Source organism: Duganella vulcania (genome assembly GCF_009857655.1).
Classification (GTDB): Bacteria; Pseudomonadota; Gammaproteobacteria; order Burkholderiales; family Burkholderiaceae_D; genus Rugamonas; species Rugamonas vulcania.
In genome coordinates this window covers 1-21,020 of record NZ_WWCX01000085.1, presented here as the reverse complement: position 1 = coordinate 21,020, position 21,020 = coordinate 1, and the positions used below count along the sequence as shown (strand labels likewise).

The window sequence follows — 21,020 nt, the reverse complement described above, 5'->3', positions numbered from 1 at the left end:
TCAGGAAGTGAGGTGGCGGCTCAGGTGCTGGACGAAGGGCTCCGCCGCCAGGAAGCCGATCACGCGGCTGTTCGGGATCTCCTTGCCGCCGTTGAAGAGGATGATGCCCGGTGGCCCGAACAGGCCGAAACGCTTCATCAAGGCCTTGTCGTCGGCGCTGTTGGCGGTGACGTCCACCTGGATCAAACGCACCTGCTTCAACTTGCCGCTGACGGCCGGCTTGGAGAAGGTGAAGCGCTCCATCTCCTTGCAGGACACGCACCAGTCGGCGTAGAAGTCCAGCATCACCGGCGTGGTGCTGGAAGCCAGCACCTGATCCAGTTCGGCCACGGTCTTGATGCGGCTGAAGCGGATTTCGTCGCCGGCCGGCGCGGCGCCTTCCGCGCGGGCGAGGCCCAGGTGGCCCAGCGGTTGCAGCACGTCGCGGCCGGAGCTGGCGGCGCCCGCCAGTTCAAACAGTCCGGCGAGCAGGAACGCCAGCCCCAGGGTCTTGCCGACATATGCGCCCAGGCCGGCGCCGCGTGACGCTGGCAGCGGCTCGAACACATGCAGGAACACTGCGCACAGCAGCGCGAACACGCCCCACAGCGCCATCATCACCGGCACCGGGAACACCGGCGTCACCATCCAGATCGCGACCGCGATCAGCAGCATGCCGAAAATCTTCTTCACGCCGTTCATCCACGCGCCAGCACGCGGCAGCAGGCTGCCGGCCGAGATACCGGTCAGCAGCAGCGGTACGCTCATGCCGACCGCCATCGAGAACAAGGCCCAGCCGCCGGTCCAGGCGTTGCGCGTCTGGCTGATGTAGAGCAGCGCGCCAGCCAGCGGGCCGGCCACGCATGGACCGACGATCAAGGCCGACAAGGCGCCCATCGCGAACACGCCGGCATACCGGCCGCCGCCCATGTTGCCGCTGGTCGCGCTCAAGCGGCTTTGCAGGGCGCTCGGCAGCTGCAGCTGGTAGACGTCGAACATCGACAGCGCCAGGCCAACCAGCAGCGCGCCGAACGTCAGCAGCACCCATGGCTTTTGCAGCGCACCGGCCAGACCTTCGCCAGCCAGGCCCGCGCCCACGCCGAGCGAGGTGTAGACCAGCGCCATACCCAGGCAATACGCCAGCGCCAGCGAGAAGCCGCGTCCCCGCGACACCACACCCTCGCCCACGATGATCGAGGACAGGATGGGCACCATCGGCAGCACGCACGGCGTGAACGACAACAGCAGGCCGAAGACCAGGAAGACCATCCCGATACGCCACGCGCTGCCGCTTTGCAGCGTGCGCTGGGCGAGGGAGCTGTCGTCTTCGTGGACTGGGGCGGTCGCCTCCGCGGCCGGCGCGGCAGCCGGCGCGGTTGCGGAGGCGGGTGCGGCGGTGCTGGCGGCGGCCGGCGCATCCGCGGACGGTGCATCAACCGCCACCAGCTTGCCCGGCGTGGACGGATCGACGCGATAGCTCTGCGTCGCCGGCGAATAGCACAGGCCCGCATCCGCACACCCCTGATAACCCACCTGCAGCGTGAACGCCGCAGCCGCCGTCACTGGCAGATTAACCACCAGCTTGTCCTGGTAAGTCTCCATCTCCTTGTTGAAGTTGGAATCGAACTTGCGCAGCCCCGCCGGCAGCGACGGTGCGGCAAGCTGCGTGCCGTCGGACTTGAAACTCAAACGGTCACGGTACAGGTGATAGCCCGGCGCGATCGCCCACGACAGCCGCACCGTATGCGCATCGACCAGTTCACCCTTCAGCTGGAACGCCTGCTCCGGCTCCAGAAAATTATCCGCCCGCGCGCCGGTGGCCAGCGCCAGCACCGCCACTATCAACGCCATGAGGCGCGTCATCCAATTATTCATCATATCCATCCTATTCAAACATCCCTGAACAGCATCTGCCCCTGATCGTTCACGGCCAGATACCCCATATCGGACGCATTCAAAAAATTCAGACCATCCTGCTGCTTCAGCATTGCGATGGTGGAACAGCTGCCGGCGGCGGTCGCCATCGGCGCCAGCACGCTCACCGAGCGCCAGTACCGCACCGGCATGCCGTCGCGCGGATCGAGGATGTGGCAGTAGCGCTGCCCATCGAGCTCGAAGTAGCGCTCATAATCGCCGCTGGTGGCCAGCGCCCCGTGGCTGACCGGGATACTCGCCACCACGCTGTCCGGATCGCGCGGATCCTGGATGCCGATGCTCCACGGCCGCCCGTTCAGGCGCGGGCCGATGAAGCGCATGTCGCCGCCCAGGTTCACATAGCCATGCCGCACACCCGCATCGGCCAGCAGCGCCGCCGCGCGGTCGGCCGCATACTCCTTGCCGAAGCCGCCGAAATCGATCTCCATGCCGGCCTGGCGCAGATAGATGTCCTCCGCGCCGCAGTCCACCTTGTCCCAGCCGACCAGCGCCAGCAAGGGCTCCAGGACCTCCTTGCCCGGCACCCTGGGCTGGCGAAAATCCCAGGCCCGCCGCAGCACGCCGGAGGTGATGTCGAACAGCCCCTCGCTGGCGCCGTGCAGCGCCGCCGCATAGCCCAGCAGCGACATGGTCTCGGGATCGCAATGCACCGCCTCCCTGCCCGCCGCCGCGTTGATGCGCGAGACGATGCTGTCCGGCCGGTAGCGCGAATACTTGGTTTCGATACGCAGCACCTCGTCCATGGCGCGCTGCGCGAGCAGCGCCGCCGTGTGCGCGTCCGGCGCTGCGAACCGCAGCTCGCAGCGGCTGGCCATCGCCTGGAACATGGTGCGATGTATTGCGTCTACCATTCTGCTTCTACCACTGCCGGTTGATCGCTATCTGCACCGTCTGCGCCCGCAACGCATCCAGCCCCGGACTGCCTTCGTGGAACAGGCGCCAGCTGCCGCGCTGCTGGTACACCGACGCCTTCACGTCGACGGACCACAGCTTGTCCAGCTGCTTGCTGACTTTCAGGCCCAGCGTCACCGCGCCGAAGCCGGACAGGCGCTGGTCGGCCGTCATATAGCAGGTGCCGTTGTAACCCGGCGGGAACGGTGCACCCAGCTTCGCGTCGTAGAGCGGATCGTAGTAGAAGCTGGCCGCGCTCTGCGAATACAGCCGCGCCTCCGGCGTCACGGTCCAGCCCTGCGACAGCGGCTGTACATATTCGGCGCCCAGCGTATGCCCGCGTACTCCGAAGCTGTCGCGGTAGTAGCGGTAGGACAGCCGGCTGGTGCCGCCGGTCGAGGCCAGGTGATGGTTCCAGCGCGCCAGCAAGGTGGTCTCGTCGCGGCTGCGCGGGCGGTTGTCGAACGCCTTGTATGGATCGGAGAAATAGCCCTCGCCCTGGCTGTGCGTCAGCGTCAGCTGGGCGATATCGCTGGTGGTCAGCACCTGCGTCACGCCCAGCAGCAGGCTGGTGCTGCGCTTCTTCTCGTTGCTGACGATCTTGTTGACCGGATTAATGTGGTCATCCGCATGGCCGATACCGACGGTCCACGTGGTGTTCTTGCTCTCGCTTTCCAGGCTGCCCTGCAGCGACAAGGCGCGCGACAGGTAATCGTGCTCGTTCGAGTACGCCACGCCCGCCGTCACCGTGCCGCGTTCGAAATAGCGCGTGGCCGAGACGTCACCCGCCGTGCGGTGGTCCTGCATGCGCGAGGCGCCCGAGATGGCCGTGTGGTAGCGCGGCGAGGCGCCCGACACATCGTCCGACACCACCGAAGCGCCGATGTTCCACACGCCCGCCACCGGCGCCGTGATCGACACCGACGGCGAATGCACCGTGACGCGGTCAAGGCCGGACTGGCTGTCCTTGTAGTTCAAATAGCCCAGCGTGATGGTGCCGTTGGCCGGCGGCGTTTCGGCATGCGCGTGCACGCCCGGCAGCATTAGCGCCGCCGTCATGATGGAGGCGGCCAGGCCGCGACCGGATGCCTTGTCTTCGTTACTTGTCATGGTGGTCCTCAATTGCAACCGCATCCGCCGCCACCCACACCGGCGCCGCCGGACGAGGCCTCGCGGCTGGTGTAGATATGGTCGTCGAAGCGTGTGAACATATGGCCGTCGCCGAAGGTCATCTCGGAGCGCGCCAGCGTGCCCTTCTCCCAGGGCTGCACATTGCCCAGCGAAGCGCAGCCGGACAATCCCGCCGCCAGTGCGATCAACAGCAGCGCCTTCATTTCACGGCTCCCAGTGCGTTCTGGATCTTGCTTTCCAATTCGGCGCGGTCGGCCTCGCGGAAGCCCGAATGCTCCAGCAGCACCTTGCCGTCCGGGCCGATCAACACGCTGCTCGGCATGCCCTTGATGCCGTAGCTGCGCGGCGTGGCGCCTTGCGGGTCGAAGCCGATGGCGAAGCGCGCCGGCGTCGTCGTCAGGAACTGGCGCGCATCGGCGCTGTTGGCGTCGACGTTGACGCCGACGATCTGCAAACCCTTCGCGCCATACTTGGCCTGCATCTCGTTCATCCACGGGAAGGACTGGCGGCACGGGCCGCACCACGAGGCCCAGAAGTCCACATACACCACCTTGCCCTGCAGCTTGGCCAGCTTCACCGCGCCCTCCACCCCTTGCAGGTCGAACTGCGGCGCGGCGGCGCCCTTCTCCAGCGCCCAGGCCGGGGCCGCGCCGAATGCGACGGCCATCAGCAATGCGATCGATATCGGTTTCATGTCAGCCTCCAATGCGCTTGGTTTGACGACGGCGCCAGCCGATGGCAATCGCCGCCGCGATAATCAGGAACACCATCATCGGATCGTTGACATCGTCCGAGGCCGAGCAACCGCCACCGCCCTTGTTCACCGGCGCGGCGTTGCTGGCCGCAGCCGTGCCTTGGCCGCTCAGCGCGATGGTCCAGCTGCTGCCGGCCACGCTGGACTGCAGGGCCACGCTGCCGGTGCTGGCGCCAGCGTTGGCCGGCGTGTAGCTCACCACCAGGTCGCACGAGGCGCCTGGCGCCAGCGTGACAGGGAAGGCCGCGCAACCGGTGCTGTCCGCCACGGCGGCGAACGGGCCGGTGTAGGTGGCGCTGGCCAGCGTGACCGCGGCGGCGCCGCTGTTGGTCAGCGTGAAGCGGCGGGTAGGCGCAGCGCTGCCGATGACGACCGCGCCGTAGTCAAAACTCTGCGGCGCTATCGTCAGCGATGGCGCGGTGATGACAACCGCCACACCGTTGCCGCTCAAGGCCAGGTGGAACTGCGCGCCGCCGTCCGTCACCAGCAGCAGGTCGGCGCTGCGAGCACCGGCGGCGACTGGCTTGAACGCGGTGGTCAGCGTGCAGCTGGAACCCGGAGCGACAGCGGCGCCGGCAACGCAAGTGCCGCCAAGGACGAAGTCACCAGGCTGATTGCCGCCCAGCGTCAGCGTGGCGATGGCCAACGAAGCGTTGCCGCTGTTGGATAGCGTGGTCGTATGCACCGTGGCGCTGCTGCCCACTTGCGTGTCGGCGAAGACGATAGGACCGGCTTCGGACAGCACCGGGGTCGCCGTGGCCTGCTTGGTGCCGGCGCCGGTGATGCCGACTTGCAGCGCAGCCGCGTTCGAGGTCACCGCCAGTGTGGCCGACGCGGCGCCTTCCGCCGCCGGCGCGAAACGCACAGGCACCGAGCAGCTGCCGCCCACGGCCAGGGTGGCGCCGCAATCGCTGGCGCCCAGGCTGATACTGGCCGCGCCGCCGGCGCCCAAGCCGATCTTGTTGAAGGTGATGACGACATTGCCGGTGTTGGCCAGCTTGACCGTCTGCGCCACCGCTGCCGCGCCGATGGTCTGCGTGCCGAAGGCGATGGCCGACGGCGTGGCGGTCAAAGCCGGCGCCGGCGTGGCGGCGGTTCCCGACAGGCCCACCGTGGCGTTGCCGTTGGAGGCGTTGGAAGCCAGCGCCAGGCTAGCGGAGAACGCGCCCGCAGCCACTGGCGATGCCTGCAGCGTCACTGTGCAGCTGCCTGCCGCAGGCACCGGCGTGGCGACGGCACAGGTGCCGCCCAGCGTGAAGATGCCGGCGTTGGCGCCGCCCAGCGCGATGGAGCTGAAGCTCAGCGCGGCCTGCCCGCTGTTACTGACGGTGATCATCGACACGGCGGAAGGAGATCCCGTCAGCAGCGTGCCGAAATTGACGCTGGCCGCCGACAGGGCGATGGTGGCCTGCGGCGTGGCGTTACCGGTACCGCTCAGCGCGACGACGCTGCTGCCGCCCGTCGCGTTGTGGGTGATGGTGAGCGAAGCCGCGCGTGCGCCGGCCGCCGTCGGCTTGAAGCTGGCCTGCACGGTGCAGCTGGCGCCCGCCGCGACCGCGCCGCCATTGGCGCAGCTGCCACCGGCGACGCTGAAGTCGCCCGCCGCCGCGCCGCTGAGGGAAATGGTGCCGATGTTGAGCGCGGCGTTGCCGGTATTGCTCAAGGTGGCGGACAGCGGGCCGGCCGTCTGGCCGATGCTGGTGCCGCTGAAGGTCAGGCTGGCCGGCGCCAGCGAGGCTGCCGGCGCGGCCACCACGTTAGGGTTGCCGATGAAGGCCGCCAGGTCGGCCAGCTCCGCCGCGCTGAATTTGCCGTTGAACAGGCTACCCATGCCGCCCTTGTTGGTGGCGATGGCGTTCTGGATCACGGACGGCTGGTTGGCCGCCGCCAGGATACCGTTGACGTTATTCGCCGGCGAGGCGGTGTGGCACGAGGCGCACGTGGCGCCGCCGGACACCGGTCCGTTCAAATACAGGCTTTTGCCGTTCAGCGCATCGGCCGCGTTGGCGCCCTGCCCCATCACACCGACCAGCAGGACCGCAGTCCACCGAAGCCGGAACACCTTTGCTAACAAGCCTGTCATCACATTCTCCTGAAGTTGATCTAAAAATTGATCTGTAATTCGCAGACAGAGATCGCAAAGGCATTCATGCCGCTGTGCGCCAGGGCGCACCAGGTCCAGCTTCGGGTGCGCTGGTAAAGCAGCGCCAGCGCCAGTCCGGGCGCCAGTACCGCCAGCGCGTGCTGCCAGCCGGAGCCTATGTGCAGCAAGCCGAAAACCGCCGTCGACACCAGCACTGGCCCGCCCCGCGCCAAAGGCAGGCCGCCGTTACTGGCCGCCAGCTGGCGCGTCATCCACTCCTGCAGCCCTGCCCTGACCACGCATTCCTCCAGCGCGGGCGAGAGCAGCAGCAGGCGAAGGCAGACGGCAAGGTCCGGCGCCTGCAACTGCGAGCTGCAAAAATGAGTAATCGACGACACGGGATGTGGTGGTTTTGCTGCCGGTTGCGTATCTTGTCCGACCGTTCATACCCGGCCGCGCAGCAAAGGTTCTAACGAAGGGAGATTTATTTTCGGCCGCGCAGGCGGTCGAGCCATTTCGCGGCGATGCGCTTGTTGGCTTTGAGGGTGTAGTCCAGCGTGGCGAATTGCTCGTCCAGCGCTTCCTGCAGCACGCTGGCCGGATTGGCCGGTGGCAGTTTCAGATAGGCGTCCGCCTCGCCGTAGTCGCGATGGATTTCCATGCCGGCTTTTTTCGCGATGTGCATCATCGTCTTGTTGGACGACAGGCAGTGCATATATAAGGTATCGACATCGTCGTTGCGGCAATGGATGGCTGCGCGCTCGAACAGCTTGGAGCCGATGCCCAGCCCACGCGCAGAGCGGCTGACCGACACGCCGAACTCCGCCACCCGTTCCTTCTCGGTGACGGCGCTCTTCGATTCGTCGCGCGGCGCGAAGGCCAGGTGGCCGACCGCCACCAGCCTGAACACGCGGTTGTACACGCCGAATACCATGTCGCGCGAAAAATCGATGCGGTTGACGTAGTTGGCCACCTGCTCGTCCGGTAGCACGGTGCCGAAGCGCAGCAGGCGGTCGCTGTTTTCCAGGTCGAGGAAGTGCTTGACCATGCGGCGCCGGTCACGTTCGCGCAGCTCCTTCACAAGAACCGTCGGACGGCGCTTGCCGTCCTTGTGCTTGCCCCAGCGGCGCAGCGGGTTCTGGAAAAGGTCGATCGAGCTCATATCTCCGCCGCAGCCCCGTCGTCGTCATCGTCCTCGCCGGCACGCAGCGCCACCTTCACCGCCGTCACCCGCGCGCGGTGGACCAGCTCCGGGATGCGCTGTGGGTTGGCCGTGCTGGCCTGGGCGATCTCGCCGGCGTTGACGCCGCGCGCGGCCGCCAGCGCCGTCTCCAGATGCGCCAGTTGCGGGAACGGTGCATCGCGGAAGCTGGCGTTCGGGCCGATGCGGCCACGCGCATCGCATTCGGTCGCCAGCAGCATCTGCGAGAAGCGCGCCGGCTTGCGGAAGGCGTCGCAGCGCTCGAGCAGGGTGACGATGGTGTTGGACCGCAGCTGCAGGGCACGGCCCACGTTGCCGTGTTCACGCGCCGTCATCACCGCCAGGTCGCGGCATTCGGTCGGCACCTTGAGGCGTTTGCACACCTGCTCCACCAGCTTGACGCCCAGGCCTTCGTGGCCGTGGTGCGCGGGCCAGTTTTCCGGCGGCGTGGCGCCCTTGCCCAAGTCGTGCATCAGGCAGGCGAAGCGCGTGGCCAGTTCGTGGCCAGCTTCCGCCGCGCAGTCGATCACCTGCAGCATGTGGGTGCCGGTGTCGATTTCGGGGTGCCACTTTTCCGGCTGCGGCACGCCCCACAATACGTCCAGCTCCGGCAGGATGCGCGCCAGCGCGCCGCAATCGCGCAGCACTTCCAGCATGCGCGAGGGCTTGGCCTCCATCAGGCCGCGCGACAGTTCCTGCCACACGCGTTCCGGCACCAGCGCGTCGACTTCGCCCAGCTCCACCATCTGGCGCATCAGCGCATTGGTTTCGGGCGCCACGCGGAAGTCGCTGAAGCGGGCGGCGAAGCGGGCCACGCGCAGGATGCGCACCGGGTCCTCGGCGAACGCGTCGGAGACGTGGCGGAAGATGCGCTGCTCCAGGTCGCGCCTGCCGCCATAAGGGTCGGTGAGCGTGCCGTCGTCGGCGCGGGCGATGGCGTTGATGGTCAGGTCGCGCCGTACCAGATCGTCTTCCAGCGTGACGTCGGGCGAGGTGTGGAACACGAAGCCCTTGTAGCCGGGCGCGGTCTTGCGCTCGGTGCGGGCCAGCGCGTATTCCTCCTGCGTCTTCGGATGCAGGAACACCGGGAAGTCCTTGCCGACCGGGCGGAAGCCCTTGGCCAGCATGTCGTCCGGCGTGGCGCCGACGACAACGTGGTCGTGGTCCTTGACGGGCAGGCCAAGCAGTTCATCGCGCACCGCGCCGCCGACGACATAAATCCGCATGGTCGTCAGTCCGGCATTTCGGCGTCGTGCTTGGGCGCCGTTTCGGTTTCGGCCATCGCCTCCTCGACCCAGCGGGCCACGGCGGGATGGGCCAGCACGCGCTGGCAGTAGGCGTCCAGCGCCGGCGCCAGCGACACCCCGTAGGTGCGGAAGCGCAGCACCACCGGCGCGTAGTAGGCGTCGGCAATGGAGAAGTCACCGAACAGGAACTGGTGGTGGCCAAAGCGCGACAGGCATTCCTCCCAGATCTCGCTGATGCGGCCGATGTCGGCCTGGGTGCCGTTGGTGCGACCCTTGCCCGGATAGCTGGCGCGGATGTTCATCGACATCGAGGTGCGCAGGTCGCTGAAGCCGGCGTGCATCTCGGCGCAGACCGAACGCGCCATCGCGCGCGCGGCCACGTCCTGCGGCCACAGGTGCAGCTCCTGGAACTGTTCGGCGAGGTATTCGCAGATCGCCAGGCTGTCCCAGATCGTCATCTCGCCGGCCAGCAGCACCGGCACGCGGCCGCTGGCCGAGTAGCCGCAGATGCGGTTGGCGGTATCGTCCTGGTCGAGCAGCACGCGCACTTCCTGGAACGGGATGCCGAAGGCGGTCATCGCCACCCACGGCCGCATCGACCACGACGAGTAGTTCTTGTTGCCGATGACAAGCGTCAGGCCAGGCTCGCGCGCGGCGGCCAGGGTTTGCGACAGGCTGGGATCTAGTTGTGTGGTCTGCATGATGCGTCCAAGGTGGTTGTATGGTTCAGGTATATGAGTCAGCGCGAGCCGAAGCTCGACTCCTGCTGTTCCTGTTCGGTGTAGCCGCGCGGCGCGACGGTGCCCAGGCGCGCCTTCAACGATTGCGGCCGGCCCTCGAACAGCGCCGCGTAGTAGGTGGTGTTCGACATCACGTTCTTGACATAGGTGCGGGTTTCGACGAACGGGATCGACTCGATGAAGACCGCGCTGTCCATCGGCTTGGTCAGCGTGGAGCGCCACGAGCGCAGGCGCCCAGGCCCGGCGTTGTAGGCGGCGGTGGCCAGCACCTGCGAGCCGTCCATGTTCCCGAGCACCATGTTCAGGTAGTTCGCGCCCAGCAGGATGTTGGTGCGCACGTCGCTCAACATCTCCTGTGCGAAGTCGGTCAGGCCGATCTTCTTGGCCACCCAGCGGCCGGTGGACGGCATCACCTGCATCAGGCCCGAGGCGCCGACGTGCGACTGCGCGTCCATGATGAAGCGCGACTCTTGCCGTATCAGGCCGTAGACCCAGGCCTTGTCCAGGCCCAGCGTCTGCGTGGTCGGGTGCATGATGTCGATGTGCGGCGACGGGTAGCGTTGCGTGTAGTCGACCTGGATGCGGGTGCGGTCCGAGGTGTTGACCATGCGGTCGAGGATATTGTTCTGGCGCGCGAATTCGGCGGCGGCCAGGTGTTCGCGTTCGCTCAGGCCGCGCAGGCCCCAGTTCCATTCACGCGTGCCTTCGAAGCGCAGGCGCATGCCGAAGAACTTCAAGGCGCGCTGGAAGTTGGGATTGGCGGCGATGGGCGCGATCTCGGCCTGCGTGATCGGCAGGCCTGGCAGCGGGATCGTAATCAGCTTGCCGGTTTCCTCCAGCGCCAGCAGGCCGTAGAAGTTGGACTGGTCCGAGATGCTGCGGAACAGCTGCATCGCTTCGCCGGTGGCCTGGATGGAACCCGCTTGCGCCATCAACGCGCGGCCCAGCCAGTAGACCCAGGCCGGATCGGCGCGCAGCGACGCAGGCATGGCGCGGATATTCTTCTCCACCTGCTTCCAGTCGCCGTTGCGCAGCGCGATGCGGGTCTTCCATTGAAGCTGGTCGATCGACAGCGCGGCGCCGTTCGACTTCTGCCAGTATTCGCCGGTCTCCGGCGCCAGCGAGTACGACGATTGCAGCGCCACCGCGGCCCATGCCTCCTGCTGTTCCTGCGGGCTCATTTTGGACGCGGCCTTGTTCAGCGCCAGCACCGCCAGCTTGGTGCTGGTCTTGGCCATGCGGCCGATGGCGACGATGTAGATTTCGTGCTCGACGCGGCCGCTGCCCACGCCCTTGGCCAGCGCGATGGCCGGCAGGTCGACCGCCTGCACGGCCTTCTTCTCGTTCCCGCCCAACAGCGCGACGATGCGGCGCGCCTGGCCGGTGGCGTTGAATTCACCGGACAGGCGCAGTTGTGCATACAGGTCGTCCGCGTTGAACTGGCCGGCCTGGTACAGCGTGGCGATCAGGCCCGCGCATGGCTCGCCGTAGCCGTTCGGCGCGGTGAGCAGTTCGCGCGCCTCGCCGGCCACCTTCTGGCCCTTGAGCGCGCGCGATTGCAGCGCGTAGCATTTGACCTGGGTGTCGTCGTTCAGCACGAACAGCGGCAGCTGCTCATCGAAGGTGGCCCAGTCGCGCTTGCGGCCCAGGTCCAGCAGCCAGTCGTTGCGCAGGCGGTCGACGATGGCCTGGCCTTCGTAGCGTTTCATGAAATCGCGGATTTCCGCGTACGAGGCATCCTTCAGGCGCGGTTTCAGCCGATAATATTCAACGTAGGACGGAATGGAATAATCGCCCAGGCGGGCGGCGTAGAAATCGGCCTTGGATGCGTCGTCCTGGCGCACGGCGTCGCGCAGCAGCAGGAAGGAGTCGTCCGCCCGGCGGCCATCATCGCCAAGGTCGTCGGCGTGGGCCAGGGAGGTCATGGCCACGGCAGCAAAGGCGGCGGCGCCGGCAATCCATTTTAAAGCGGAAATCAATGTGCAACTCTCTAAAGTCTTGAAAATCTGAACCTATGACCAGCGACCCTAGAATACCACGCGCCGCGACTGAACCACCAGCCCCGGTAGCTCTGCAAAAAGCCGATTTACGCAAGCAATTGCTGACCGCGCGGCGCGCGCTGGACGCCACCACGCGGGCGGCCTGGGACCATGCGATCGGCGCGCAGGTGGTCGATTGGTGGAAGGCGGCGCGGCCGGCGGCGCTGGGCGTGTACTGGCCGCTGCGCGACGAGCCGGACCTGCATGCGGCGTACGCGGAACTGGCGCTCCTGGGCGCGCGGCTGCTGCTGCCGGTGGTGGTGGAAAAACACGCGGCGCTGGAATTCGCCGAGTGGCGCATCGGCGAGGCGATGGTCAAGGATGCGATGGGGGTGGCGGTGCCGGCCGACCTGCGCCTGCAGGAGGCGTATCCGCCGGCGCTGCTGGTGCCGTGCCTGGGATTCAGTCCGGAGGGCTACCGGCTGGGTTATGGCGGCGGTTTCTACGACCGCACGCTGGCGCGCTCGCCGCGCCCGCAGACACTGGGTATCGCTTACCAGTGCCTGCAGGTGCGGTTCGACAGCGACGGCCACGATGTGGCGCTGGACCGCATCGTCACCGAATAAACTAAACTAGCCGCTGCCACAGCGCGGTGGTGGCCGCTGCCTGGTTCATGCTGTAGAAGTGCAGGCCGGGCGCGCCGCCCGCCAGCAGGCGTTCGCACAACGCGGTCACCACGTCCAGGCCGAAGGCCTTGATCGAGGCGCTGTCGTCGCCGAAGCTGGCCAGCTTCAATCGCACCCAGCGCGGGATCTCGGCGCCGCACATGTCCGAGAAGCGCATCAGCTGCGTGTAGTTCGTGATCGGCATGATGCCGGCCACGATGGGCACGTCGATGCCGATCTTGCGGGTCTGCTCGACGAACTGGAAGTAGGCGTCGGCGTTGTAGAAGTACTGGGTGATGGCGGCGTTGGCGCCGGCCTTGATCTTGCGCTCGAACGCCAGCAGGTCGTCCTGCGGCGACTTGGCCTGCGGGTGCACTTCCGGGTAGGCCGCCACTTCGATGTGGAACCATTCGCCGGTCTCCTGGCGGATGAACTCCACCAGCTCGTTCGCGTAGCGGAACTCGCCGGCCGCGCCGTAGCCGCTCGGCAGGTCGCCGCGCAGCGCGACGATGCGCTTGATGTTGTGCGCCTTGAATTCCGTGAGGATCTCGCGGATCGATTCGCGCGTGCCGCCCACGCAGGACAGGTGCGGCGCGGCGTCTTCACCGGCGGCGAGGATTTCCACCACGGTGTCGAGCGTGCCGCGCTGCGTGCTGCCGCCGGCGCCGAAGGTCACGGAAAAATACTTGGGCTTGAGCTCGGACAGCTTGGCGCGCGTGACGCGCAGCTTTTCCGCGCCCTCCGCCGTCTTCGGCGGAAAGAACTCGATACTGAAATTATGATTAGCCATCTGACGTCTTCAAAAGTAAGGTAGACAGGGCCCAGGAAATCACGCTGTACAACAATGCGCCACCGATCGCCGACGCGAAGCTGTCGACGTGGAAGCCGTCCACCCATTGGGCGACCAGCCAGAACATGAAGCCGTTGATGATGAAGATGAACAGGCCCAGCGACACCACGGTCACGGGCAGCGTCAGCAACAACAGCACAGGGCGTATCAGCGTGTTGACCAGGCCCAGTACAAGAGCCGCGACGAGGGCTGCGCCTATGCTTGTGACATCGACGGAATGCATCAGGTAGGGAACTGCCAGCAAGGCAATTGCATTGATTAACCAGGTAAGGACCAAACGCATAAGATGAGCTCGCTGCAAAAAAGGACTGGATAAAAACGGGGCCGGCGACTGGCCGGCCCCGCTTCATGCCGGCAGATTAGTAACGGTAGTGGTCAGGCTTGTACGGACCTTCCTGCGTCACGCCGATGTAGGCCGCTTGCTCTTCGGTCAGCACGGTCAGCTGCGCGTTCAGTTTCTTCAACTGCAGGCGCGCCACTTTTTCGTCCAGGTGCTTCGGCAGCACGTACACGCCGACCGGATACTTGGCGGTGTTGGCGTACAGCTCGATCTGGGCGATGGTCTGGTTGGCGAACGACGACGACATCACGTACGACGGATGGCCGGTGCCGCAACCCAGGTTGACCAGGCGGCCTTCGGCCAGCAGGATGATGCGCTTGCCCGATGGGAAAATCACGTGGTCGACCTGTGGCTTGATGTTCTCCCAGGTGTATTTCTTCAGCGCGGCGACGTCGATCTCGTTGTCGAAGTGGCCGATGTTGCAGACGATGGCCTGGTCCTTCATGGCCAGCATGTGCTTCTCGGTCAGGATGTGGTAGTTGCCGGTGCAGGTGACGAAGATGTCGCCGTGTTCGGCGGCGTAGTCCATGGTCACGACGCGGTAGCCTTCCATCGCGGCCTGCAACGCGCAGATCGGATCGATTTCGGTGACCCATACCTGTGCCGACAGCGCGCGCATGGCCTGGGCCGAGCCCTTGCCGACGTCGCCGTAGCCGGCGATCACGGCGACCTTACCGGCGATCATCACGTCGGTGGCGCGCTTGATGCCGTCGACCAGCGATTCGCGGCAGCCGTACAGGTTGTCGAACTTGGACTTGGTGACGGAGTCGTTGACGTTGATCGCCGGGAAGGCCAGCTTGCCTTCTTTATGCATCTGGTACAGGCGGTGCACGCCGGTGGTGGTTTCCTCGGTCACGCCCAGGATGTGCGGCAGGCGCTTGGAGTACCAGGCCGGGTCGATCGCCAGGTGGGCCTTGATGGCGTTGAACAGGCAGATCTCTTCTTCCGAGCCTGGCGCGGCCAGCACGGAGATGTCTTTTTCAGCGCGCGCGCCCAGGTGCAGCAGCAGCGTGGCGTCGCCGCCGTCGTCGAGGATCATGTTCGAGTAGACCGCGTTGCCCGAAGCGTCGGCAGGCCATTCGAAGATGCGGTGGGTGTAGTCCCAGTATTCGTCCAGGGTTTCGCCCTTGATGGCGAACACCGGGGTGCCGGCGGCGGCGATGGCGGCGGCGGCGTGGTCCTGGGTCGAGTAGATGTTGCACGAAGCCCAACGGACCTTGGCGCCCAGCGCTTCCAGCGTCTGGATCAGCACGGCGGTCTGGATGGTCATGTGCAGCGAACCGGTGATGCGCGCGCCCTTGAGCGGCTGCGATGCGGCGAATTCCTCACGGATGGCCATCAGGCCAGGCATTTCGGTTTCGGCAATCTTGATTTCTTTGTCGCCCCAGGCGGCCAGGGAGATGTCGGCGACCAGGTAGTCTTGTGCGGATTTGAGTACGGCGTTCATCACGCCCTCCTTTCAAGTTGAAAAAAGTAACGTGAGCGCGGTTTGGGACTCCGAGCCTGGCGAATTCATGATTCGTCGCAACGCTCCTCGGAAGGCGCATTTTAGCACCGTTGGGCACGACTAGCGCAAGAAATTCCAGCTTGAGGGCGCGCAAATGAAGCTTGGGCTGGCGGCCTATAGTGGTCTTTTTAGCCGGAGTACGCCATGGCGATCGACCCGCGCGATGCAATCTGGAACGAAGCCCACCATTTGCTGTACAACACCAGCTACACCGAGGAGCTCGAAGCGGCGCTGCTGGCGCGCTGGACGTGGCTGGACAGCGTGACCAAAATCGCCGTGGCGATTTCGTCGGGCGGCGCGGCGCTCACCGGCCTCGTATTCTGGAAAAACGCGGACTATACTTTTCTATGGCCGCTGTTTACGTCCGGCAGCGCCCTGCTCGCCATCCTGTCTAAAGAACTATCGGTTGCCAAGCGGCTCAAAATCCATGCGACGGCGGTAACCGAGTTGACCGCCCTGACCAACGACATCGGGTCGTTAATTATCCGAATGAAAATCAACGCCGAGTTTCCCGTCGCCGAATTTGAAAAGAAATTGCTCTTGCTACACGGCCGATACCGGGTCGAACTGGGCGATTTCCCATACGATATGCTGCTGACGGAACGCCTGCGGGCAAAGATTCAGCAGAAATTGAATACCATGTTACGCGCCGACTAGCTGGGCGATCAGGAGAACAGCATGAACACCAAAAACCAACGCGAAAAATATCTGCCCCCCAATCCGCCGCCGCCGCCGCCGCAACGGCCCAAATAGCACAACGCCCCGGCTGCTGGCGCAGGCCGGGGCGTTGGGATTCAGGCGGCGGCGATTACTTCAGGCCGGCCGCGGCGCGCAGGATGGCGGCCTTGTCGGTGCGCTCCCACGTGAATTCCGGCTCTTCGCGGCCGAAGTGGCCGTAGGCGGCGGTCTTGGCGTAGATCGGACGCAGCAGGTCCAGCATCTGCACGATGCCTTTCGGACGCAGGTCGAAATGCTCCATCACCAGCGCGGCGATCTTGTCGTCCGGGATCACGCCCGTGCCTTCGGTGTAGACCGTGATGTTGATCGGACGCGCCACGCCGATCGCGTAGCTGACCTGCACCTGGCACTGGCGCGCCAGGCCGGCGGCCACTACGTTCTTGGCCACGTAGCGGGCGGCGTAGGCGGCCGAACGGTCCACCTTCGTAGGATCCTTGCCGGAGAACGCGCCGCCGCCGTGCGGGCTGGCGCCGCCGTAGGTGTCGACGATGATCTTGCGGCCGGTCAGGCCGCAGTCGCCCTGCGGGCCGCCGATGACGAAACGGCCGGTCGGATTGACCAGGTATTTGGTGTCCACCAGCCACTCGCGCGGCAGCACCTGCTTGATGATCTCCTCGATCACCGCTTCCTCGATCTGCTTGTGCTGCATTTCCGGCGCGTGCTGGGTCGACAGCACGACGGTGTCCACCGCCACCGGACGGCCGTTGACGTAGCGCAGCGTGACTTGCGATTTGGCATCCGGGCGCAGCCATGGCAGGCGGCCGTCCTTGCGCAGCTGCGACTGGCGCTCGACCAGGCGGTGCGCGTAGTGGATCGCCGCCGGCATCAGTTCCGCAGTCTCGTCGCAGGCGTAGCCGAACATCAGGCCCTGGTCGCCGGCGCCTTGATCGAGATCAATCCCCGCGCCTTCGTCCACGCCCTGGGCGATGTCCGGCGACTGTTTGTCATAGGCCACCAGCACGGCGCAACCCTTGTAGTCGATGCCGTAGTCGGTGTTGTCGTAGCCGATGCGTTTGATGGTCTCGCGCGCGACTTGAATATAATCAACGTTGGCGAACGTGGTAATCTCGCCGGCCAGCACCACCAGGCCGGTGTTGCACAAGGTTTCAGCGGCAACGCGGGCTTTCGGGTCCTGGGTCAGGATGGCGTCCAGAATCGCATCGGAAATCTGGTCGGCGACCTTGTCCGGGTGGCCTTCCGAGACGGATTCGGAAGTAAAAAGATAATCATTTGACATCGCAAGCTCCTGTGATTGGTTAAGAATGTTTTGTCGCTAACCAATACGGCTTGCGACGCTTTAGCGACATTTATATTCCGCTTCGCAAGTTGTCTGTTAACTCAGCGGATACTGCATACGTGGTATTTTACGCTTCTTAAAAAATTTTGGCATGGCAACGCGGCCAAGAGCACCTTCTACTAGAACAATTACTCATGCTTGTACCCATTTTTCGCTTCCTCTCCATCTTCCCCTTGCCATTTTTACACGCCCTGGGCGCGGCACTGGGCTGGCTGGTCTACCTGAGCTCACCATCCTACCGCCGCCGCATGCGCGACAACATGGCGCAGGCAGGGTATTCCGCGCACCTGTCGGCCGCCATCGCCGAGGCGGGCAAGAGCATCGTCGAGCTGCCCTTCATCTGGTGCGCCGATCCGGCGCGGGTGTCGCGCCGTGCGACGGACGAGAACTGGGCCATCGTCCAGGCCGAGCTGGACGCCGGCCGCGGCATCTTGTTCCTCACGCCGCACCTGGGCTGCTTTGAAATCGTCGCGCAGGAAATCGCGCTGCGCACCGAACTGATGGTGATGTACCGGCCGCCGAAAAAGGCCGCGCTGAAGCCACTGATCGAGGGCGCCCGCGCGCGCGACAACCTGCTGCTAGCGCCGGCCAATATGTCCGGCGTGCGCATGCTGGCCAAGTGCCTGAAGAAGGGCAAGCCGATCGGCCTGCTGCCGGACCAGGTGCCGCAGGAAGGCGAAGGCGTGTGGGCCACCTTCTTCGGCCGCGCCGCCTACACCATGACGCTGCCCGCCAAGCTGGCGCAGCTGGGCGACGCCACCATCATCGTCACCTACGCCGAGCGGCTGCCGGGCGGCAAAGGCTATGTGATCCGCTTCGTGCCCTTCGACGGCACACTGGAGGGCGGCGCCGCCGAGCAGGCGCAGGCCATCAACCACGCCATGGAGCGCCTGATCGCGCGCAGCCCGAGCCAGTATTTCTGGAGCTACAACCGCTACAAGGTGCCGGCCGGCATAGACGCGCCAGGTGCGGCGCCAACGGCGGGAGAACAGGCATGAAGCTGCTGTTGGGAATCATGTGGCTGCTGCACTGGCTGCCGCTGCCGGTGCTGGGCCGCTTTGGCGACGCCGTCGGCAGCCTGCTGTTCGTGGTGATGCGCTCGCGCCGCCACATCACGCTGACCAATCTGCGCCTGTGCATGCCGGAGCTGAGCGAGGCCGAGCGCACCGCCATCGGCCGCCGCCACTTCCAGGCCTATTCGCGCAGCGTCTGGGAGCGCGGCATCCTGTGGTGGGCGTCGGAGGAAAGGCTGAAGCGCCTGATCAAGGTGGAGCCGGGTCCGGTGCCGGTGGAGGAAATGACGTCCAAGCCGACCATCCTGCTGTGTCCGCACTTTGTGTGCCTGGACGTGGCCGGCGCCTCGATCGCCATGGTGGCCAGCGCCTCGTCGATGTATGTGCAGCAAAAGAACGCCGCCTTTGACCGGGTGCTGCGCGCCGGCCGCGCCCGCTTCAAGCCGGTCAAGCTGTTCACCCGCCAGGACGGCATCAAGCCCATCCTGCGGGCGCTGCGCGACAAGCTGCCCTACTTCATGCTGCCGGACATGGACTTCGGCGAGAAGGACGCCGAGTTCGTGCCCTTCTTCGGCATCGAGGCCGCCACGCTGACCGCCACCGCCCGCATCGCCGCCACCACCGGCGCCCAGGTGATGCCGGTGATCGCCACCTTCCTGCCCGATTACCAGGGCTGGCGTGTGAAATTCTATCCAGTGTGGGACAATTACCCTGGTCCCGACATGGTTGCCGCCACCCGCCGCATGAACGAGTTCATCGAGGAACGCGTGCGCGAAGCCCCGGCTGAATATTTCTGGACGCACAAACGGTTCAAGACGCGCCCGAACGGCGAAGCTTCGCTGTACCAGCGTTCCAAGTAAACACAGGCAGCAGATGAAACTCAAATTCACCAAAATGCACGGCGCCGGCAATGACTTCGTGGTCATCGACGGCATCAACCAGCACATCGACTTCTCGCCCGCGCAATGGCAATTGCTGGGCGACCGCCGCTTCGGCGTGGGCGCCGACCAGATCCTGCTGGTGGAAAAACCCACCGAGCCGGGCTGCGATTTCCGCTACCGCATCTTCAATGCCGACGGCGGCGAGGTCGAGCAGTGCGGCAACGGTTCGCGCGCCTTCGTCAAGTTCGTCGCGGAAAAAGGCCTGACCGCGCAGCGCAGCATCACGGTGCAGACCAAGGCTGGCGTGATCGCGCCGCGCCTGGAGCTGGACGGCAGCATCACGGTGGACATGGGCGCGCCGGTGCTGGAACCGCAGCGCGTGCCGTTCGACGCCGAGGGCCTGCACGGCGAGCGCCAGGGCGACGACACGCTGTGGCCGCTGGTGCTGGAACTGGGTGGTGCGCGCGAGAGCGTGCTGATCTCGGTGGTATCGATGGGCAATCCGCACGCGGTGCAGATCGTCGACGACGTCGACGCCGCGCCGGTCGAGCTGACCGGGCCGCTGATCGAGCACCATGCGCGCTTCCCGAACCGGGTCAATGCCGGCTTCATGCAGATCGTCGGCCGCCACCACATCAAGCTGCGCGTGTTCGAGCGCGGCGTGGGCGAGACGCTGGCCTGCGGCACCGGCTCGTGCGCGGCCGTGGTGGCCGGCATCCGCCGCGGCCTGCTCGACAGCCCGGTGCGCGTCGATGCGCGCGGCGGCCAGTTGTCGATCAGTTGGGCGGGCGTGGGCCAGCCGGTATGGCTGACCGGGCCTGCCGTGACGGTGTTCGAGGGTGAGATAGAGATTTAAACTGGCTCAGGCCGCCAACCGCTCGTCGGTGCCCGGCAGCCAGGTCTTGAGCCGGTACAGGCGCTGGCGGTAGTTGCCTTCCAGCCCGTCCGGGCCGTTGTCGAGATTCTCGAACAGACGGCCGATGCGGTCCAGCGCCTGCCGCTCGCGCGCGGTGCGCAGCAACACCAGGCGCCGCTTGCTGCGGCCGTAGCTGGCGCGGATATCCACCACCAGGCAATGGCCCTGGTCGGCCGCTTTCACATCCAGCAACAACGCTTCCGCCCGGCTCAGGCCGAACAACTGGGCCAGGGTCAGCCGTGCCGCCAGCAGCGGCTGGCTTTCCAGCGCCTCGCGCGACATGTGGCGCAGGATGGCTTCGGCCCAGTCCGACTCCTTGGGCGCCGCGCCGATGCGCGCCAGCGCCACCTCGGCTTCGTCGCAGCCCTGGGCCGCGGCCTTCTGCAGCCAGTAGGCCGCGCGCACGTCGCTGTGCTCGTCGGCGCGGCGGTTGCGCCAGGCGTACATGCCGCATTCCAGCTGCGCGGCGCAGTGGCCCATGTCGGCCGCCCGCTCCAGGTAGCCCTGGGCCTCGGCCACGCAGCGCTGGGAAAATTCCGGTTTCAGATAAATGCGCGACAGCGCGTACCAGGCGTCGGCCAGGCCCTGCTCGCCCGCTTGCGTGAGCCAGCGTATGGCGCGCTTGAAATTGACGGCGGCGATGCCGTTGGCTTGGCGCCGGCCGTCGCCATCCATGCGGGCAAACCACAAGCCCAGCGCCAGCTGGGCCTGGCGGTCGCCGCCGTGGGCGGCCAGTTCGCGGCAATGATGCAGTTCGTCGCGGAACTCGGCGTGGCGGCCGGCCTCCTCGTCGAGCAGCGCGGCGCAGCGCGCCAGCAGCGTCAGCTGGACCGGCTTGAGCGGCCAGTCGACCGCCCGGGCCGCCTCGGCGTC

Annotated in this window: 21 protein-coding genes and 1 riboswitch; of the genes, 5 read left to right on the top strand and 16 right to left on the bottom strand. The window is 66.0% G+C overall.

Annotated elements, in window-relative coordinates:
- The 11 genes from dsbD to GTP90_RS28120 form a co-directional block, all read right to left on the bottom strand.
- Positions 1-1,857, bottom strand: a complete 1,857-nt coding sequence (gene dsbD, locus GTP90_RS28170; RefSeq protein WP_254452089.1) for a protein-disulfide reductase DsbD — start codon at positions 1,855-1,857, stop codon at positions 1-3.
- Positions 1,858-1,868: 11 nt separating this feature from the next.
- Positions 1,869-2,765, bottom strand: coding sequence for an FAD:protein FMN transferase (locus GTP90_RS28165; RefSeq protein ID WP_161086619.1), 897 nt, complete (start codon positions 2,763-2,765; stop codon positions 1,869-1,871).
- 7 nt (positions 2,766-2,772) lie between these two features.
- Positions 2,773-3,915, bottom strand: coding sequence for a DUF3570 domain-containing protein (locus GTP90_RS28160; RefSeq protein WP_161086618.1), 1,143 nt, complete (start codon positions 3,913-3,915; stop codon positions 2,773-2,775).
- A gap of 8 nt (positions 3,916-3,923) precedes the next feature.
- Complete coding sequence (locus GTP90_RS28155) at positions 3,924-4,139, bottom strand: DUF4266 domain-containing protein (protein WP_161086617.1); 216 nt, start codon at positions 4,137-4,139, stop codon at positions 3,924-3,926.
- A complete protein-coding gene (locus GTP90_RS28150) occupies positions 4,136-4,630 on the bottom strand; it encodes a TlpA family protein disulfide reductase (protein WP_161086616.1) in 495 nt (164 codons plus the stop codon). The genes GTP90_RS28155 and GTP90_RS28150 overlap by 4 nt, the downstream gene beginning before the upstream one ends.
- 1 nt (position 4,631) lies before the next feature.
- Positions 4,632-6,773, bottom strand: a complete 2,142-nt coding sequence (locus GTP90_RS28145; RefSeq protein WP_161086615.1) for a choice-of-anchor D domain-containing protein — start codon at positions 6,771-6,773, stop codon at positions 4,632-4,634.
- A 20-nt stretch (positions 6,774-6,793) separates the two neighbouring features.
- A complete protein-coding gene (gene mrtJ, locus GTP90_RS28140; RefSeq protein ID WP_371875141.1) occupies positions 6,794-7,171 on the bottom strand; it encodes a JDVT-CTERM system glutamic-type intramembrane protease MrtJ in 378 nt (125 codons plus the stop codon).
- An 86-nt stretch (positions 7,172-7,257) separates the two neighbouring features.
- Positions 7,258-7,935, bottom strand: a complete 678-nt coding sequence (locus GTP90_RS28135; RefSeq protein ID WP_161086614.1) for a GNAT family N-acetyltransferase — start codon at positions 7,933-7,935, stop codon at positions 7,258-7,260.
- Entirely contained in the window at positions 7,932-9,200 is a 1,269-nt protein-coding gene (locus GTP90_RS28130) for a multifunctional CCA addition/repair protein (protein WP_161086613.1), read from the bottom strand. The genes GTP90_RS28135 and GTP90_RS28130 overlap by 4 nt, the downstream gene beginning before the upstream one ends.
- Before the next feature lie 5 nt (positions 9,201-9,205).
- Complete coding sequence (locus GTP90_RS28125) at positions 9,206-9,922, bottom strand: glutathione S-transferase family protein (RefSeq protein WP_161086612.1); 717 nt, start codon at positions 9,920-9,922, stop codon at positions 9,206-9,208.
- Positions 9,923-9,960: 38 nt separating this feature from the next.
- Complete coding sequence (locus GTP90_RS28120) at positions 9,961-11,886, bottom strand: lytic transglycosylase domain-containing protein (RefSeq protein WP_254452088.1); 1,926 nt, start codon at positions 11,884-11,886, stop codon at positions 9,961-9,963.
- Positions 11,887-11,975: 89 nt separating this feature from the next.
- Here GTP90_RS28120 and GTP90_RS28115 point away from each other — a divergent pair, with 89 nt between their 5' ends.
- A complete protein-coding gene (locus GTP90_RS28115) occupies positions 11,976-12,566 on the top strand; it encodes a 5-formyltetrahydrofolate cyclo-ligase (protein ID WP_254452087.1) in 591 nt (196 codons plus the stop codon).
- 1 nt (position 12,567) lies between these two features.
- Here GTP90_RS28115 and metF read toward each other — a convergent pair whose 3' ends face one another.
- From metF to ahcY, 3 genes are all read right to left on the bottom strand, one after another.
- On the bottom strand, positions 12,568-13,395 hold the full coding sequence (gene metF, locus GTP90_RS28110) for a methylenetetrahydrofolate reductase [NAD(P)H] (RefSeq protein WP_161086610.1): 828 nt from the start codon (positions 13,393-13,395) through the stop codon (positions 12,568-12,570).
- A complete protein-coding gene (locus GTP90_RS28105; RefSeq protein WP_117012654.1) occupies positions 13,388-13,738 on the bottom strand; it encodes a phage holin family protein in 351 nt (116 codons plus the stop codon). Before GTP90_RS28105 ends, metF begins: the two co-directional genes overlap by 8 nt.
- Positions 13,739-13,814: 76 nt before the next feature.
- Positions 13,815-15,242: an adenosylhomocysteinase gene (gene ahcY, locus GTP90_RS28100; protein WP_161086609.1), complete on the bottom strand. Its 1,428-nt coding sequence runs from the start codon at positions 15,240-15,242 to the stop codon at positions 13,815-13,817.
- A 26-nt stretch (positions 15,243-15,268) separates the two neighbouring features.
- Positions 15,269-15,337: riboswitch (S-adenosyl-L-homocysteine riboswitch) on the bottom strand.
- 109 nt (positions 15,338-15,446) lie between these two features.
- On the opposite strand from ahcY, the gene GTP90_RS28095 reads away from it, so the two are divergent.
- A complete protein-coding gene (locus tag GTP90_RS28095; protein ID WP_161086608.1) occupies positions 15,447-15,959 on the top strand; it encodes a hypothetical protein in 513 nt (170 codons plus the stop codon).
- A 151-nt stretch (positions 15,960-16,110) separates the two neighbouring features.
- On the opposite strand, the gene metK is transcribed toward GTP90_RS28095, so the two are convergent.
- Entirely contained in the window at positions 16,111-17,277 is a 1,167-nt protein-coding gene (gene metK / locus GTP90_RS28090) for a methionine adenosyltransferase (RefSeq protein ID WP_161086607.1), read from the bottom strand.
- Between the two features lie 194 nt (positions 17,278-17,471).
- Here metK and GTP90_RS28085 point away from each other — a divergent pair, with 194 nt between their 5' ends.
- The 3 genes from GTP90_RS28085 to dapF are packed head-to-tail and all read left to right on the top strand — an operon-like array spanning position 17,472 to position 20,087.
- Positions 17,472-18,335, top strand: coding sequence for a lysophospholipid acyltransferase family protein (locus GTP90_RS28085; protein WP_161086606.1), 864 nt, complete (start codon positions 17,472-17,474; stop codon positions 18,333-18,335).
- A complete protein-coding gene (locus GTP90_RS28080; RefSeq protein WP_161086605.1) occupies positions 18,332-19,210 on the top strand; it encodes an LpxL/LpxP family acyltransferase in 879 nt (292 codons plus the stop codon). Before GTP90_RS28085 ends, GTP90_RS28080 begins: the two co-directional genes overlap by 4 nt.
- Before the next feature lie 13 nt (positions 19,211-19,223).
- A complete protein-coding gene (gene dapF / locus GTP90_RS28075) occupies positions 19,224-20,087 on the top strand; it encodes a diaminopimelate epimerase (RefSeq protein ID WP_161086604.1) in 864 nt (287 codons plus the stop codon).
- 6 nt (positions 20,088-20,093) lie between these two features.
- Here dapF and GTP90_RS28070 read toward each other — a convergent pair.
- On the bottom strand, positions 20,094-21,020 hold a 927-nt coding region (locus GTP90_RS28070), incomplete at its 5' end, for an SEL1-like repeat protein (RefSeq protein WP_161086603.1).